18 protein-coding genes are annotated in these 16,482 nt (G+C 64.1%); 17 read left to right on the forward strand and 1 reads right to left on the reverse strand.

Annotated elements, in window-relative coordinates; genetic code table 11:
• Positions 1-6: 6 nt before the first annotated feature.
• From nuoE to ACT4OC_RS06405, 17 genes are all read left to right on the forward strand, one after another.
• Complete coding sequence (nuoE, locus tag ACT4OC_RS06325; protein WP_444838107.1) at positions 7-618, forward strand: NADH-quinone oxidoreductase subunit NuoE; 612 nt, start codon at positions 7-9, stop codon at positions 616-618.
• A 51-nt stretch (positions 619-669) separates the two neighbouring features.
• A complete protein-coding gene (gene nuoF, locus ACT4OC_RS06330; RefSeq protein ID WP_444838108.1) occupies positions 670-1,995 on the forward strand; it encodes an NADH-quinone oxidoreductase subunit NuoF in 1,326 nt (441 codons plus the stop codon).
• A 3-nt stretch (positions 1,996-1,998) separates the two neighbouring features.
• Positions 1,999-2,208: a hypothetical protein gene (locus ACT4OC_RS06335; RefSeq protein ID WP_444838109.1), complete on the forward strand. Its 210-nt coding sequence runs from the start codon at positions 1,999-2,001 to the stop codon at positions 2,206-2,208.
• A gap of 10 nt (positions 2,209-2,218) precedes the next feature.
• Entirely contained in the window at positions 2,219-4,294 is a 2,076-nt protein-coding gene (gene nuoG / locus ACT4OC_RS06340) for an NADH-quinone oxidoreductase subunit NuoG (RefSeq protein WP_444838110.1), read from the forward strand.
• Between the two features lie 10 nt (positions 4,295-4,304).
• Positions 4,305-5,375, forward strand: coding sequence for an NADH-quinone oxidoreductase subunit NuoH (gene nuoH / locus ACT4OC_RS06345; RefSeq protein WP_444838111.1), 1,071 nt, complete (start codon positions 4,305-4,307; stop codon positions 5,373-5,375).
• A 28-nt stretch (positions 5,376-5,403) separates the two neighbouring features.
• Positions 5,404-5,610: a hypothetical protein gene (locus tag ACT4OC_RS06350; protein ID WP_444838112.1), complete on the forward strand. Its 207-nt coding sequence runs from the start codon at positions 5,404-5,406 to the stop codon at positions 5,608-5,610.
• A 34-nt stretch (positions 5,611-5,644) separates the two neighbouring features.
• Positions 5,645-6,139 (forward strand): NADH-quinone oxidoreductase subunit NuoI, encoded by a 495-nt coding sequence (nuoI, locus tag ACT4OC_RS06355; protein WP_444838113.1) that lies wholly within the window; start codon positions 5,645-5,647, stop codon positions 6,137-6,139.
• Between the two features lie 9 nt (positions 6,140-6,148).
• Positions 6,149-6,787 (forward strand): NADH-quinone oxidoreductase subunit J, encoded by a 639-nt coding sequence (locus ACT4OC_RS06360; protein WP_444838114.1) that lies wholly within the window; start codon positions 6,149-6,151, stop codon positions 6,785-6,787.
• Positions 6,784-7,092, forward strand: a complete 309-nt coding sequence (gene nuoK, locus ACT4OC_RS06365; RefSeq protein WP_291610809.1) for an NADH-quinone oxidoreductase subunit NuoK — start codon at positions 6,784-6,786, stop codon at positions 7,090-7,092. The genes ACT4OC_RS06360 and nuoK overlap by 4 nt, the downstream gene beginning before the upstream one ends.
• A gap of 8 nt (positions 7,093-7,100) precedes the next feature.
• Positions 7,101-9,170, forward strand: a complete 2,070-nt coding sequence (gene nuoL / locus ACT4OC_RS06370; protein WP_444838115.1) for an NADH-quinone oxidoreductase subunit L — start codon at positions 7,101-7,103, stop codon at positions 9,168-9,170.
• The gene (locus ACT4OC_RS06375; RefSeq protein ID WP_444838116.1) at positions 9,167-10,675 is read left to right on the forward strand and encodes an NADH-quinone oxidoreductase subunit M; all 1,509 of its coding nucleotides are present in this window, start codon (positions 9,167-9,169) and stop codon (positions 10,673-10,675) included. The genes nuoL and ACT4OC_RS06375 overlap by 4 nt, the downstream gene beginning before the upstream one ends.
• Before the next feature lie 25 nt (positions 10,676-10,700).
• Positions 10,701-12,137 carry an NADH-quinone oxidoreductase subunit NuoN gene (gene nuoN, locus ACT4OC_RS06380; protein ID WP_444838117.1) on the forward strand — a complete coding sequence of 479 codons (1,437 nt, stop codon included), beginning with the start codon at positions 10,701-10,703 and terminating at the stop codon, positions 12,135-12,137.
• Between the two features lie 61 nt (positions 12,138-12,198).
• The gene (locus tag ACT4OC_RS06385) at positions 12,199-13,008 is read left to right on the forward strand and encodes a biotin--[acetyl-CoA-carboxylase] ligase (RefSeq protein WP_444838118.1); all 810 of its coding nucleotides are present in this window, start codon (positions 12,199-12,201) and stop codon (positions 13,006-13,008) included.
• Positions 13,008-14,678, forward strand: coding sequence for a ribonuclease J (locus tag ACT4OC_RS06390; RefSeq protein ID WP_444838119.1), 1,671 nt, complete (start codon positions 13,008-13,010; stop codon positions 14,676-14,678). The genes ACT4OC_RS06385 and ACT4OC_RS06390 overlap by 1 nt, the downstream gene beginning before the upstream one ends.
• A 23-nt stretch (positions 14,679-14,701) precedes the next feature.
• On the forward strand, positions 14,702-15,106 hold the full coding sequence (mce, locus tag ACT4OC_RS06395; RefSeq protein ID WP_444838120.1) for a methylmalonyl-CoA epimerase: 405 nt from the start codon (positions 14,702-14,704) through the stop codon (positions 15,104-15,106).
• A 2-nt stretch (positions 15,107-15,108) separates the two neighbouring features.
• Positions 15,109-15,384: a DUF1467 family protein gene (locus tag ACT4OC_RS06400; protein ID WP_444838121.1), complete on the forward strand. Its 276-nt coding sequence runs from the start codon at positions 15,109-15,111 to the stop codon at positions 15,382-15,384.
• A 25-nt stretch (positions 15,385-15,409) separates the two neighbouring features.
• Positions 15,410-15,763 carry a hypothetical protein gene (locus ACT4OC_RS06405; protein ID WP_444838122.1) on the forward strand — a complete coding sequence of 118 codons (354 nt, stop codon included), beginning with the start codon at positions 15,410-15,412 and terminating at the stop codon, positions 15,761-15,763.
• Here the strand turns inward: ACT4OC_RS06405 and ACT4OC_RS06410 are convergent.
• Complete coding sequence (locus tag ACT4OC_RS06410; RefSeq protein WP_444838123.1) at positions 15,760-16,161, reverse strand: globin; 402 nt, start codon at positions 16,159-16,161, stop codon at positions 15,760-15,762. The genes ACT4OC_RS06405 and ACT4OC_RS06410 overlap by 4 nt on opposite strands.
• Positions 16,162-16,482 lie beyond the last annotated feature (321 nt).

Here is a 16,482-nt window from a genome sequence, read left to right on the forward strand (position 1 = left end):
TGAACGATGTCCGTCCGCCGCCTTGCCCCGAAGGATTTGCAGCCCGCGAGCTTCACGTTCACGGAAGAGAATCTCGCCTGGGCGAAGAAGGAGATCGCGAAATACCCGCCGGGCCGGCAGGCCTCGGCGGTGATCGCGATCCTATGGCGCGTCCAGGAACAGCACGAAGGCTGGGTGTCGGAGGTCGCGATCCGCGCCGTCGCCGATCTCCTCGAGATGCCTTACATCCGCGTGCTGGAAGTGGCGACTTTCTACACGATGTTCCAGCTCGCCCCGGTCGGCAAGAAGGCGCATGTGCAGGTCTGCGGCACCACGCCGTGCCGGCTGCGCGGCGCGGGCGAGATCATCGAGGTCTGCCAGAGCCGCATCCATCACGATCCCTTCCACCTCTCCAAGGACGGCGATTTCAGCTGGGAAGAGGTCGAGTGCCTCGGCGCCTGCGTGAACGCGCCGATGGTGCTGATCTGGAAGGACACCTACGAGGATCTGACCAAGGAGAGTTTCGGCAAGGTGCTGGACGGATTTGCCTCCGGCAATCCGCCGAAGCCCGGCCCGCAGATCGATCGGCAGCTTTCGGCGCCGGTGGGCGGGCCGACCACGCTGAAGGAAGTGACATGAAACGGGCTCGCTTGCTCCCAGGCCAATCGTTGATGTTCGGAAGGTCTTAAGATGCTCGACGACAAGGACCGGATCTTCAAGAACCTCTACGGCCTCCATGACTGGGGGCTCGACGGGGCGCGCCGCCGCGGCGCCTGGGACGGCACGAAAGCGATCATCGACAAGGGCCGCGACTGGATCATCAACGAGATGAAGGCCTCGGGCCTGCGCGGGCGGGGCGGGGCGGGATTTCCGACCGGCCTGAAGTGGTCGTTCATGCCGAAGGAGTCGACCGACGGGCGGCCGAGTTATCTCGTCGTCAATGCCGACGAATCCGAGCCCGGCACCTGCAAGGACCGCGAGATCATGCGGCACGATCCGCATCTGCTGGTCGAGGGCTGCCTGCTCGCAAGCTTCGCGATGGGCGCGCACGCCTGCTACATCTATGTGCGCGGCGAGTTCATCCGCGAGCGCGAGCGCCTGCAGGCCGCAATCGATCAGGCTTATGAAGCCAGGCTGATCGGCAAGGACAACGTCAACGGCTGGCCGTTCGACCTCTACGTCGCGCACGGCGCCGGCGCCTATATCTGCGGCGAGGAGACTGCGCTGCTGGAAAGCCTGGAAGGCAAGAAGGGCCAGCCGCGCCTGAAGCCGCCGTTCCCGGCCAATGTCGGCCTCTACGGCTGCCCGACCACCGTCAATAACGTCGAATCGATCGCGGTTGCTCCCGACATCCTGCGCCGCGGCGCGGCTTGGTTCGCCTCGATCGGCCGGCCCAACAATGTCGGCACCAAACTGTTCTGCATCTCCGGCCATGTCGAGCGTCCCTGCAACGTCGAGGAGGCGATGGGCCTGCCGTTCCGCGAGTTGATCGAGCGCCATTGCGGTGGCATCCGCGGCGGCTGGAGCAATCTGAAGGCCGTGATCCCCGGCGGCTCGTCGGTGCGCATGGTGCCGGCCGAGCAGATCATCGACACGCCGATGGATTTCGACAGCCTCGGCAAGCTGCGCTCGGGTCTGGGCACCGCGGCGGTGATCGTGATGGACAAGTCGACCGATCTCATTCGGGCGATCGCGCGCATCTCCTATTTCTACAAGCACGAGAGTTGCGGCCAGTGCACGCCGTGCCGCGAGGGCACGGGCTGGATGTGGCGCGTGCTCTCCCGCATGGCCGAGGGCCGCGCCCACAAGCGCGAGATCGACATGCTGCTGGAAGTCACCAAGCAGGTCGAGGGCCACACCATCTGTGCGCTCGGCGATGCCGCGGCCTGGCCGATCCAGGGCCTGATCGCGCATTTCCGTCACGAGATCGAGGAGCGCATCGGAGAGTATTCGCACAAGGCTGACGTTGACGACATCGGCGTCCGCGATCCCGTGAACATGGTCGCGGCGGAGTAGGAGATGGCGGATCAACCCGACAACATCATGCTGGCGATGCTGCGCAAAATTGACCAGCGTACGGAGCGCATGGCGGAAGACCTTCACGATCTGAAGGTTCGCATGACTTCCGTCGAGGAAGGCCTGGCTGGCGTCAACCGTCGGCTTGATCGTTTGGAAGATCGCGTCGAGCGGATCGAGAAGCGGCTCGAACTGTCTGACGTATCGCATTGAGAAGAAGCTGATGACCAAACTCATCATCGACGGCAAAGAGATCGATGTCCCGCCGGAGTACACGCTGTTGCAGGCGTGCGAGGCTGCAGGCGCGGAAATCCCGCGCTTCTGCTACCATGAGCGGCTGTCGATCGCCGGCAATTGCCGCATGTGCCTCGTCGAGGTGAAGGGCGGCCCGAAGCCGGTCGCGAGCTGCGCCTGGGGCGTGCGCGACTGCCGCCCCGGCCCCAAGGGCGAGCCGCCGGAAATCTCCACCCGTTCGCCGATGGTGAAGAAGGCGCGCGAAGGCGTGATGGAGTTCCTGCTGATCAACCATCCGCTGGACTGCCCGATCTGCGACCAGGGCGGCGAGTGCGACCTGCAGGACCAGGCGATGGGCTACGGCGTCGACACCAGCCGCTTCGCCGAGAACAAGCGCGCGGTCGAAGACAAGTATCTCGGCGCGCTGGTCAAGACCTCGATGAACCGTTGTATCCAGTGCACGCGCTGCGTCCGCTTCTCGGCGGAAGTGTGCGGCACGCCGGAGATGGGCGCTACCGGCCGCGGCGAGGACATGGAGATCACGACCTATCTCGAGCAGGCGCTGACATCCGAATTGCAGGGCAATCTCGTCGATATCTGCCCCGTGGGCGCGCTGACCTCGAAGCCTTATGCGTTCGCCGCGCGCCCCTGGGAGCTCGGCAAGACGCAGTCGGTCGACGTGATGGACGGCATTGGATCTGCGATCCGGGTCGACACCCGCGGCCGCGAGGTGATGCGCATCCTGCCGCGCGTCAACGAGGCCGTGAACGAGGAATGGATCTCCGACAAGACCCGTCACGTCGTCGACGGCCTGCGTACGCAGCGGCTCGACCGGCCTTATATCCGCGAGAAGGGCAAGCTCCGCCCGGCGTCGTGGCAGGAAGCCTTCGCGGCAATCGCCGCCAAGGCCGGCCACATCCACGGCAACCGCATCGGCGCGATCGCCGGCGACCTTGCGGCGGTCGAGGAAATGTTCGCGCTGAAGGAGCTGCTGGCGAAGCTGGGCTCGACCAATCTGGCGGTGCAGGGCGGCGAGGCGTTCGACACCACGGCCGGCCGCGGTTCCTACATCTTCAATCCGACCATTGCCGGCATCGAGCAGGCCGATGCGCTTCTGATCATCGGCTCCAATCCTCGCCGTGAGGGCAGCTTGCTCAATGCTCGCATCCGCAAGCGCTGGCGCACGGGACAGCTCAAGATCGGCGTGGTCGGGCCGCAGGCCGATCTGACCTACGATTACGACCATATCGGCGCGGGCACGGACTCGCTGAACGATCTCACCGCCGGCAAGCATTCCTTTGCCGAGGTGCTGAAGAACGCCAAGCACCCGATCGTGCTGGTTGGCGCGGCGGGCCTGTCGCGCGCCGATGGCGCGGCGGTGCTGTCGCTTGCCGCCAGGCTCGCGCTCGATGTCGGGGCGATCAAGGACGGCTGGAACGGCTTTGGCGTGCTGCACGACACGGCCTCCCGCGGCGGCGCGCTCGACATCGGCTTTTCGTCGGCCGGCGGCGGGCTCTCGATCGCACAGATGACGACCTTCGGCGCGATCGACGTGCTGTTCCTGCTCGGCGCCGACGAGACCAAGGTGGCCGACGGAACCTTCGTCGTTTACATCGGCACCCATGGCGACCGCGGCGCGCATCGTGCCGACGTCATCCTGCCGGGCGCGGCCTACACGGAAAAGTCCGGCATCTACGTCAACACCGAGGGCAGGGTGCAGATCGCCAACCGCGCCGCCTTCCCGCCGGGCGAGGCGCGCGAGGACTGGGCGATCGTCCGTGCGCTGTCGGACGTGCTGGGCAAGAAGCTGGCCTACGACTCGCTGGCGCAGCTGCGGCAGGCAGTCTTCAAGGCGGCGCCGCACCTGATGCGGATCGACCAGATCGAGCCTGGCAAGGCCGACGACGTCAAGGCGCTGGCCGGCAAGGGCGGCAACGTCGACAAGGCGGCGTTCAAGCCGACAATCGAGGATTTCTATATGACCAACCCGATCGCACGGGCCTCCGTGGTGATGGCGGAATGTTCCCGCCTTGCCTCGGGGCGGATGCTGACGGCAGCGGAGTGAGCGTGCGCTGATGGCTGAATTCCTCGCAAGCGAATTCTGGACCGGCTTCCTCTGGCCGCTGATCGTGATGGTGGCGCAAAGCGTCCTGCTGCTGGTCGTGCTGCTGGTCGCGATCGCCTACATCCTGCTCGCCGACCGCAAGATCTGGGCGGCGGTGCAGATCCGGCGCGGCCCCAACGTGGTCGGCCCCTGGGGCCTGCTGCAATCCTTCGCCGACCTGCTCAAGTTCGTGCTGAAGGAGCCGGTCATCCCGTCCGGCGCCAACAAGGGCGTGTTCCTGCTGGCGCCGCTGGTGTCCTGCGTCCTGGCGCTCGCCGCCTGGGCCGTGATCCCGGTGCATCTCGGCTGGGTGATCGCCGACATCAACGTCGGCATCCTCTACATCTTCGCGATCTCCTCGCTGTCGATCTACGGCATCATCATGGCCGGCTGGTCGTCGAACTCGAAATACCCGTTCCTCGCCGCGCTGCGCTCGGCGGCGCAGATGGTGTCCTACGAAGTCTCGATCGGCTTCGTCATCATCACGGTGCTGCTGTGCGCCGGCTCGCTGAATCTGTCTGCCGTGGTGGAGGCGCAGAATGCGCGCGGTCTTGCCAGCCTGATCGGCCTGCCGCAGCTCACCATCCTGAACTGGTATGTCTGGCCGCTGTTCCCGATGTTCGTGGTGTTCTACGTCTCGGCGCTCGCCGAGACCAACCGGCCGCCCTTCGATCTCGTGGAAGCGGAGTCCGAGCTGGTGGCGGGCTTCATGGTCGAATACGGCTCGACGCCGTATCTCTTGTTCATGCTGGGCGAATACGTCGCCATCACCACGATGTGCGCGATGGCGACGATCCTGTTCCTCGGCGGATGGCTGCCGCCGGTCAACCTGCCGCCGTTCACCTGGATTCCCGGCGTGATCTGGTTCTCGCTGAAACTCTTCTTCATGTTCTTCCTGTTCGCGATGGCGAAGGCGATCGTGCCGCGCTACCGCTACGATCAACTGATGCGGCTGGGCTGGAAGGTGTTCCTGCCGTTGTCGCTGGCGATGGTGGTGATTGTGGCCGGCGTGCTGCAGTTCGCCGGCATTGCGCCGAAGTGAGGTCGTCATGACGTTGTCGAGCGCGGGATTGATCGGTGCTGCAATCGGATTCGCGATGGCTCTGGTTGCGTTTCTGGCGGTGAGCTTCGCACTCAAGCGCGGGACGGCGCACCCGTCGGATACAAGGACGGCCGAGCAGCGCGAGCGAAGCGCGTCCATGGCTCGGATGATCCTGTTGGCGGATATCCCGATCCTGACGGGGCTCGGCTACTACTTCGGCGAGACGCTTCAATGATGGCGCGCACGGCTCGGACCAAAGGACGATTGCGATGAGTGTCAACATCAACGCCACAGCCCGCTCGCTTCTGCTGTCGGAATTCGTATCGGCGTTCTTCCTCGCCATGCGCTATTTCTTCAAGCCGAAGCCGACGCTGAACTATCCCTTCGAGAAGGGTGCGATCTCGCCGCGCTTCCGCGGCGAGCACGCGCTGCGCCGCTACCCCAATGGTGAGGAGCGCTGCATCGCCTGCAAGCTGTGCGAGGCCATCTGTCCGGCGCAGGCAATCACGATCGAGGCCGGCCCGCGCCGCAACGACGGCACGCGGCGCACGGTGCGCTACGACATCGACATGGTGAAATGCATCTATTGCGGGCTGTGCCAGGAGGCCTGCCCGGTGGATGCCATCGTCGAGGGACCGAATTTCGAATTCGCGACTGAAACGCGCGAGGAGCTCTACTATGACAAGGCCAAGCTGCTCGCCAATGGCGACCGCTGGGAGCGCGAGATCGCCAAGGCGATCGAGCTCGACGCGCCGTACCGGTGAGGTGAGGGCATGATCCTTCCCGCGCTGTTCTTCTATCTCTTTGCCGGCGTCTGCGTGGCCTCGGCTGTCATGGTGATCGTCTCGCGCAATCCCGTGCATTCGGTGCTGTACCTGATCCTAGCCTTCGTCAACGCCTCCGGCCTGTTCGTGCTGATGGGCGCCGAGTTCCTGGCGATGATCCTGGTCGTGGTCTATGTCGGCGCGGTCGCCGTGCTGTTCCTGTTCGTGATCATGATGCTCGACGTCGATTTCGCCCAGCTGCGCGAGGGCTTCATCGAATATCTGCCGGTCGGTCTCGTGATCGGCGGCATCTTCATGTTCGAGCTGCTCCTGATCGTCGGCTCCTGGCTGATCGCGCCCGGTGCGCCGAAGGCGATCACCGCGGCGATCCCGACCAATGTCAGCAACACCGAGGCGCTCGGCCTCGTGCTCTACACGAAGTACATCCATTACTTCCAGCTGGCCGGCATCGTGCTCTTGGTCGCCATGATCGGCGCCATCGTGCTGACGCTGCGCCACAAGGCCTACATCAAGCGGCAGGACATCAACGTGCAGAACGCGCGCACGCCCGAGCTTGCCATGAGCGTGCGCAAGGTGGCTTCCGGCCAGGGCCTGCAGGATGCGGATGCGGCGGAGTGGGTGAAATGACCATCGGGCTCGGACATTATCTCTCGGTCGCCGCCATCCTGTTCACGCTCGGGATCCTCGGCATCTTCCTCAACCGCAAGAACATCATCGTCATCCTGATGTCGATCGAGCTGATCCTGCTCGCGGTCAACATCAACCTGGTGGCGTTTTCGACCTTCCTCGGCGACATCGTCGGGCAGGTGTTCGCGCTGCTGGTGCTGACGGTCGCCGCTGCGGAGGCGGCGATCGGCCTTGCCGTTCTGGTCGTGTATTTCCGCAACCGCGGCTCGATCGCGGTTGAAGACGTCAATCTGATGAAGGGCTAGGGCGGGGCATGTATCAGGCAATTGTCTTTCTGCCGCTGCTCGGCGCCATCCTCGCGGGGCTGATCTCGATTTTCGGCGCGCATGCCCGCAATCCGAGCGGCGATACCGTCGAGCATCACGGCGATCACGGCCATGCCCACGCGTCGGTCGCCCATGACGACCATGGCCACGACGATCACGGGCACGACGACCACCACGTCTCCGAGCCGCCGGCGCAGGGCTCGCGCGCGGCCGAGCTGATCACCACCGGCCTGCTGTTCGTTTCCGCCGCACTGTCCTGGTTCGCGTTGGTCGATGTCGGCTTCCTCAAGCACGACGCCCGCATCGCGCTGCTACCCTGGATCAACTCCGGCGACCTGCAAGTGGCCTGGGCGCTGCGGGTGGACACGCTGACCGCGGTCATGCTGGTCGTGGTCAACACCATATCCTCGCTCGTGCACCTCTATTCCATCGGTTACATGGACGAGGATCCGTACCGGCCGCGCTTCTTCGGCTACCTGTCGCTGTTCACCTTCGCGATGCTGATGCTGGTGACCGCCGACAACCTCGTGCAGCTGTTCTTCGGCTGGGAAGGCGTCGGCCTCATGAGCTACCTGCTGATCGGTTTCTGGTACCAGAAACCGTCGGCCAACGCGGCGGCGATCAAGGCCTTCATCGTCAACCGCGTCGGCGATTTCGGCTTCGCGCTCGGCATCTTTGCCGTGTTCATGCTGGTCGGCTCGACCGATTTCGAGACCATCTTCCATGCAGCTCCAGGCCTCACCGGCAAGACCATCAACTTCTTCGGCTGGCAGGCCGATGCGCTGACGCTGACCTGCGTGCTCTTGTTCATGGGCGCGATGGGCAAGTCAGCGCAGTTCCTGCTGCACACCTGGTTGCCGGACGCCATGGAGGGCCCGACCCCGGTGTCGGCGCTGATCCATGCCGCGACCATGGTGACTGCCGGCGTGTTCATGGTGGCGCGGCTGTCGCCGCTGTTCGAGCTGGCGCCGAACGCGCAGGCCGTCGTGATGTTCTTCGGCGCCACCACCGCGTTCTTCGCCGCCACCGTCGGCCTCGTGCAGAACGACATCAAGCGCATCGTCGCCTATTCGACCTGCTCGCAGCTCGGTTACATGTTCGTGGCGATGGGGGCAGGGGCCTATTCGGTCGGCATGTTCCACCTGTTCACCCACGCCTTCTTCAAGGCGCTGCTGTTCCTCGGCTCCGGCTCGGTGATCTACGCGATGCACCACGAGCAGGACATCCGCAACATGGGCGGCCTGAAGGATCGCATCCCCTACACCTACTTCGTGATGCTGGTGGGCACGCTGGCCCTGACCGGATTCCCGCTCACCGCCGGCTATTTCTCCAAGGACGCCATCATCGAGTCCGCCTACGTCTCGCACAACCCGTTCGCCTTCTACGGCTTCCTGATGACGGTGATCGCGGCCGGCCTGACCTCGTTCTATTCCTGGCGCCTGATCTTCAAGACTTTCCATGGCGAGCCGCACGACCAGGAACACTACGAGGCCGCGCATGAGGCACCGCTCTGGATGCTGGTGCCGATCGGCGTCCTCGCGGTCGGCTCGATCCTGGCCGGCTTCCCCTTCAAGGAGCTGTTCGCGGGACACGCGGTGGACGACTTCTTCCGCGAGTCGCTGAAGATGCATCCGAAGATCATCGAGGAGATGCACCACATCAATCCGGTGATCGCCTTCCTGCCGACGGCGATGATGGTGGGCGGCTTCCTGGTGTCGTGGCTGTTCTACATCCGCAGGCCGTATCTGCCGGTGGAACTCGCCAGCCAGCACCCGCTGCTCTACCGGTTCCTGCTCAACAAGTGGTACTTCGACGAGCTCTACGATCTGATCTTCACCCGCCCGGCGAAGTGGATCGGCTACCAGCTCTGGAAGAAGGGCGACGGCTTGGTCATCGACGGTTTCGGGCCCGACGGCGTCTCGGCCCGCGTGCTCGACGTCACCCGCAACGTCGTGAAAATCCAGACCGGCTACCTCTACCACTACGCTTTCGCGATGCTGATTGGCGTCGCCGGCCTGATCACCTGGTTCATGTTCGGCTTGGGAGGCCAGCAATGACAACCTGGCCAATCCTTTCGGTCACGACCTTCCTGCCGATCGTCGGCGCGCTGCTGATCTATGCCGTCCGCGGCGAGGACGAGGCGGCGGCGCGCAACGCGCGCTGGATCGCGCTGTGGACCACGCTCGTCACCTTCGCGGTGTCGCTGATCCTGGTCTGGCGCTTCGATGCCGCGAGTGCCGACTTCCAGTTCGTCGAGAAGGCGTCCTGGCTTGCCACCGGCATCACCTACCACATGGGCGTGGACGGCATCTCGCTGCCCTTCGTGATCCTGACCACCGCCCTGATGCCGTTCTGCATCATCGCAAGCTGGAAGTCGGTGACGAACCGCGTTCGCGAATACATGATGGCGTTCCTGCTCCTGGAAACGCTGATGGTCGGCACCTTCTCGGCGCTCGACCTCGTGCTGTTCTATTTGTTCTTCGAAGGCGGCCTGATCCCGATGTTCCTGATCATCGGCGTCTGGGGCGGCCCGCGCCGGGTCTATGCGTCCTTCAAGTTCTTCCTCTATACGCTACTCGGCTCGGTGCTGATGCTGCTCGCCATCATGGCGCTGTACTGGAATGCCGGCACCACCGACATCCCGACCCTGATGCGCACGGCCGTGCCGCGCGGTCTGCAGACATGGGCGTGGCTGGCCTTTTTCGCGTCGTTCGCAGTGAAGATGCCGATGTGGCCGGTGCACACCTGGTTGCCCGACGCCCACGTCGAAGCGCCGACCGCAGGCTCGGTGATCCTGGCCGCGATCCTCCTGAAGATGGGCGGCTACGGCTTCCTGCGCTTCTCACTGCCGATGTTCCCGCTGGCCTCGCACGATTTCGCGCCGCTGATCTTCACGCTGTCGGTGATCGCCATCGTCTACACCTCGCTGGTCGCCCTGATGCAGGACGACATGAAGAAGCTGATCGCCTATTCATCGGTCGCGCATATGGGCTTCGTCACCATGGGCATCTTTGCCGGCACGATGCAGGGCGTGGCCGGCGGCGTATTCCAGATGATCTCGCACGGCATCGTCTCCGGCGCGCTGTTCCTCTGCGTCGGCATCGTCTACGACCGCATGCATACCCGCGAAATCGCGGCCTATGGCGGCCTCGTCAACCGAATGCCGCTCTATGCCTTCGTGTTCATGGTCTTCACCATGGCCAATGTCGGCCTGCCCGGCACATCCGGCTTCGTCGGCGAGTTCATGACGCTGATCGGCACCTTCAAGGTCTCGATCACGACGACGTTCTTCGCCACCTTCGGCGTGATCCTGTCGGCCGCTTACGCACTTTGGCTCTACCGTAAGGTCGTGTTCGGCGCGATGACGAAGCCGTCGCTGGCCTCGATCAAGGACCTGACCTTCCGCGAAGGCCTGGTCCTGTTCCCGCTGGTGGCGCTGACCATCCTGTTCGGCGTCTATCCGAAGCCGGTGCTCGACATGTCGGCGGCGTCGGTCCAGCAACTCGTCAACAACTACAATACTGCAGTGACTGCCGTGAAGGCAGCCGCGCTGCTGCAATGACCGCGGCAGCCGAAGGATACGCGCCATGAATTTCCAGAGTGCAGGTTATCAGTTGCTGCCGGTGCTGCCCGAGTTGGTGCTCGCCACCGGAGCCATGGTGCTGCTGATGCTTGGAGCCTATCGCGGGCAGGACACCACGCGGGCCGTCACCTGGCTGTCGATCCTGCTGCTGATCGTCACCGGCGCGCTGGAGCTGATGCTGCCGGCCGGCAAGCTCACCACCTTCGGCGGCAGCTTCATCGTCGACGATTTTGCCCGCTTCCTGAAGATCCTGGCGCTGATCGGCTCGGCGGCGACGCTGATCCTGTCGGCGGAGTTCCTGTCCAACCCGTCGAGCCGCATCTTCGAGTATGCGATCCTGGTGGTGCTCTCCACGCTCGGCATGATGGTGCTGATCTCGGCCGGCGATCTCATCATGCTCTACCTCGGGCTCGAGCTGATGAGCCTTGCGCTCTATGTCGTCGCCGCGTCCAACCGCGACAATGCCAAGTCCACCGAAGCGGGCCTGAAGTACTTTGTGCTGGGCGCGCTGTCCTCGGGCATGCTGCTCTATGGCGCCTCGCTGATTTACGGCTTCACCGGCACCGTCGGCTTCGCCGGCATCGCGGCCGCGGCGAAGACCGGCAGCACCGGCATCGTGTTCGGCGTCGTCTTCCTGCTCGCCGGCCTCTGCTTCAAGGTTTCGGCGGTGCCGTTCCATATGTGGACGCCCGACGTCTATGAGGGCGCGCCGACGCCGATTACCGCGTTCTTTGCTTCCGCGCCGAAGGTCGCAGCCCTCGCTGTGTTCACGCGCGTGACGTTGACGGCGTTTCCGGGCATCGTGCCGCAATGGCAGCAGATTTTGGTATTCGTCTCGATCGCCTCGATGGCGCTCGGCGCCTTTGCTGCGATCGGCCAGACCAACATCAAGCGGCTGATGGCCTATTCCTCGATCGGCCACATGGGCTTTGCGCTGGTCGGCCTTGCCGCGGGCACGGTCGAGGGCGCGCAGGGGGTGCTGATCTATATTGCGATCTATGTCGCGATGACGCTCGGCTCCTTCGCCATCATCCTCGCCATGAAGCGCAACGGTCAGGCCGTGGAGGAGATCAAGGATCTCTCCGGCCTCTCGCGAACCAACCCGCTGCTCGCCTTTTTCTTTGCGATGCTGCTGTTCTCGCTTGCCGGCGTTCCGCCGCTCGCAGGGTTCTTCGCCAAGTGGTACGTCTTCGTCGCCGCGATCAAGGCCGACCTGTTCACACTCGCCGTCATCGGCGTGCTGACCAGCGTCGTCGGCGCCTTCTACTATTTGTCCATCATCAAGGTGATGTATTTCGACGAGCCCGCCGGCAAGTTCGATCCCGTACGCATCGAATTGCGCACGGTGCTGGCGGTGGCAGGTATCTTCAACATCCTCTACTTCGCTTATCCCGGACCGCTGGTCAGCGTCGCCACGGCCGCGGCGAAGTCGTTGTTCTAGGGCGCATGATGCCGAAAAGTGAATACCGGTTTTCGGAGAACATCATGCGCAAAAACATAAGATGACAATCACGCTCGGCCCCCGGGCCAGGTCGGCGGGCTATAAGCTCGCCGCTTTCGATCGGATCGGCTCAACCAATGCGGAGGCGATGGTCCGGGCCCGCGAGGGCGAGCGCGGACCGATGTGGTTCGTGACCACGGAGCAGACTGCCGGGCGCGGCCGGCGCCAGCGCGCCTGGATCGCACCGCGCGGCAACCTCGCCAGCAGCATCCTCGAAGTCATCGACGTGACGCCGGCCGTGGCGGCGACCCTCGGCTTTGCCGCAGGGCTGTCGCTCGACGCGGCGGTGCGCGCCGTCAGCATCGAAGCCGCCTTGCGCGCGGGCGGGGGCGACCCGTTCAAGTTCGGCCTGAAATGGCCGAATGACGTCCTGGCCGGCGGCAAGAAGCTTACCGGTATCCTGCTGGAGGCCGAGGCCGTTCCCGCAGGGCTCGCGGTCGTCGTCGGCATCGGCACCAATGTCGTCGCGGCGCCCGAGGGCACGCCGACGCCTGCGACCTCGCTGCATGCGCTGGGCATCCAGATCGGTGCCGAAGAATTGTTCCGTGCACTTTCCGATGCCTGGGTCGAATTTCGCGGTATCTGGGACAAGGGTCGCGGCTTCGCCGAGATCAGGACGCGCTGGCTCGAGCGGGCCGCCGGTCTTGGGGAGAAGGTCGCCATCAATACGGGTAACGCCACCATCGAAGGCATCTTCGATACCATCGATGAGGCCGGCTGCCTGATCGTCCGCACGCCGGAGGGCAAGCGCGTGCCGGTGGCGGCGGGCGAGGTCTATTTCGGCTCGGCAGCCTCCATGAGGGCATCCTGATGGCGCGGCCGGATGAGCTTACCTTCGCGCCGCTCGGCGGCGTCGGCGAGATCGGCATGAACCTGTCGATCTACGGGCTCGGCAGCCGGCACCAACGCGCCTGGCTCGCCGTCGATCTCGGCGTCTCCTTCGGCGACGAGGAACACCTGCCGGGCATCGACCTGATCATGCCCGACATCTCTTTCCTGGAGAAGGAACGCAAGAATTTGGTGGGCATCGTGCTGACGCACGCCCATGAAGACCATTTCGGCGCCATAATCGATCTCTGGCCGAAGCTGCAATGTCCGATCTACGCGACGCGGTTTTCCGCGGCGCTGTTCGAGGCCAAGCTGGAAGGCGAGCGCAACCCGCCGAAAATCCCCGTTACCGTGGTGCCATCCGGCGGACGCATCGATCTCGGCCCGTTCAATGTCGAGTTCATTCCGGTGGCGCATTCGATTCCGGAATCGCATGCGCTGGCGATCCACACCGAGCTCGGCACGGTGCTGCATACCGGCGACTGGAAGCTCGATCCCACCCCGATCATGGGGCCGCCGACCGACGAGAAGCGGTTGCGCGAGCTCGGCGAAGCCGGCGTGCTGGCGCTGGTCGGCGATTCCACCAATGCCGTGCGCGACGGCCGTTCGCCCTCGGAGGCCGAAGTCGCAACCATCATCACGGGCCTGGTGAAATCGGCCAAGGGCCGGGTGGCGGTCACCACCTTCGCGTCCAACGTGGCGCGGGTGAAGGCCGTCGCGGACGCCGCCAGGGCCGCCGACCGCGAAGTCGTGGTGGTCGGCCGCGCTATGGAGCGGGTAGTGCAGGTGGCGCGCGAATGCGGCTATCTCGACGGCACAAAGAGTTTTCGCGGCATGGACCTCTACGGCCACTTCCCGCCGGACAAGGTGCTGGCGATCTGCACCGGCAGCCAGGGCGAGCCGCGTGCCGCGCTGGCGCGCATCGCGAGCAACGACCATCCGGCGGTCACCCTCAACAAGGGTGACACCGTGATCTTCTCTTCCCGCACCATTCCCGGCAACGAGAAGGCGGTCGGCAGCATTATCAACGGCCTCGTCGATCAGGGTGTCGAGGTCATCACTGACCGCACGCACCTCGTGCACGTCTCCGGCCATCCGCGCCGCGACGAGCTGCGCGACATGATTTCCTGGGTCCGCCCGCAGATCCTGATCCCCGTGCATGGCGAGGCGTTGCATTTGTCCGAGCACGCCAAGCTGGCGCGAGCGGCCGGCGTGCCGAAGGTGATCACCTGCCGCAACGGCGACCTGGTCAAGCTCGGTCCGGGAGACCCCGGAATCATCGACGAGCTGCCGGCAGGGCGGCTCTACAAGGACGGCACCATCCTCGAGGAGGCCAAGTCGCGCGCCGTGGTCGAGCGGCGCAAGCTGGGTTTCGCAGGCTGCGCCTTTGTCGCGATCGCCATGACCGGGAAGGGCGAGCTCGCCGACGATCCCGAGGTTGATCTGGTCGGCATCCCCGAGAAAAATGCGGCTGGCGAGGTGCTCGACGAGATCGTGTTCGATGTGGTGGTATCGACGGTAGAGGGCCTGCCGCGGGCGCGCCGGCGCGATCCGGATGCGCTGGCCGAATCGGTGCGCCGGGCGGTGCGCGCGGCGGTCAACGAGGAATGGGGCAAGAAGCCGCTGTGCTTCGTCCACGTCCTCGGAGTGTGATCGAAAGGGTTTGGGAGACAGACATGCTGGGCCGGCTCAATCATGTGGCGATCGCGGTCAAGGATGCGAAGAAGGCCGCGCAGATCTATGGCGGCGCGTTCAATGCGCAGATTTCCGAAGCCGTGCCGCTGCCCGAGCACGGCGTGGTCACCGTGTTCGTGACGCTGCCCAACACCAAGATAGAGTTCATCGAGCCGCTCGGGGAATCCTCGCCGATCGCCAAGTTCGTCGAGCGCAATGCCGACGGCGGCATTCATCACGTCTGCTACGAGGTGATCGACATCATCGCTTCGCGCGACCAGCTCATCAAGGACGGCGCCCGCGTGCTCGGCGATGGCCAGCCCAGGATCGGCGCGCACGGCAAGCCGGTGCTGTTCTTCCACCCCAAGGACTTTTCCGGCGCGCTGGTCGAGATCGAACAGGCCTGACGATGTTCTACAGCATCTCAACGGCACTGGCGGTCTACTTCGTGCTCTGGTGGGTGACGTTGTTCCTGACGCTGCCTTTCGGCGTGCGCAGCCAGCATGAGGACGGCGAGGGCGCGCCCGGCACCGATCCCGGCGCCCCGATCCTGGCCAGGATGGGCCGCAAGCTGGTCTGGACCACCGTGATATCGGGCATCATTTTCGCGATCGGGATGTGGGCCTATCAGGCCGGCTATCTCAACATCGAGCGGTTGTCGAAGCTAATGGGGACGCCGTTCTAGAATCTCATTGAGGGGCAGGGAGAATATGAATCTTCAGCGCATCACCATCGGGCTCATCGTCCTCTTGATCGCAGGACTCGCCGGCTCCTTCTACATGAACTGGAAAACGCTGCGACAGTTGCAGACTACCAAGGCCTTTGTCGAAAGCGCCGTCTTTGCCGAAGCGGTGACGGCTTGCGAGAGGGCGCAGAGCACGACGCCGTTCAAATGGAACGGCGGCAAGCAAACCGCGGTGATCGGCCTGAACTCGGTCAAGCTCAACAGGGATACCATCGTCGCCAGCTACACGCTGTTTGCCGACGGCGTCTATTGCGATTTCGATCCGGTGAAGCGGACCGCGGGCATCGGCTCGAACTTCCTCGAGCGCGAACTGTTTTAGGCCGTTTCACCTACCACCGTCTCTATCTCGGCAATCAGGTCGCGCCACGCCCGATCCATTCCGGCGGTCCAGTCCGGTCCGAGAAGCTCCTGCAGCGTCCGCATGATCACGCCGAAGAATGCCACAAAAAGCTCGCGCGGCGTACCGTAGGCGTCGTGCGAGACCGCCTCGCATTCGATCATGCGGAATTTGCCGCTGCGTTCGCCGGCGAAGTCGAGAATCGCTTCGATGGTCATTGCCAGCATCGAGCCCTTGACGAGCTCACTGCCTTCGCTGCGAAACAGCGCCAGCGTCTGGGGATGCTCGGCATGCAGACGGCGGTAGACCAGCGGCCTCAGATCCTCACAGCGTTCGGCCGCGAGTTCGAAGCTGCTTTCGATCGGGTTCGTTGAGGACATCTCTCTTGCGCCGTCGACTGCGATTCGTCCTGTCGAAAAAAAAGAGCAGGGCGAAAGCCCTGCTCTAAAAATTGTGTCGACCCTATTTCACCCGAAAAATTAGATTTGCTCGTTGTTTGACGGGGTGACGCTGCTTGTGCGCGTCAGGGTTCCTCCCGAGACTTGGACCACCAGTCCAACCTCGCGGCTGGCCTGAGGCCGCTTTGGTAGACCATCTTTTGCGTCTTGTCACCAATTTCAGCAACGATTGTTCAAAATTCCAGCAAACTGCGAAATGATTGGAATTGTGCGACCGGTGGTTGCAGGAAACGGAGGAAAAAC

The organism is Bradyrhizobium sp., assembly GCF_052389815.1.
Taxonomy (GTDB): Bacteria; Pseudomonadota; Alphaproteobacteria; order Rhizobiales; family Xanthobacteraceae; genus Bradyrhizobium.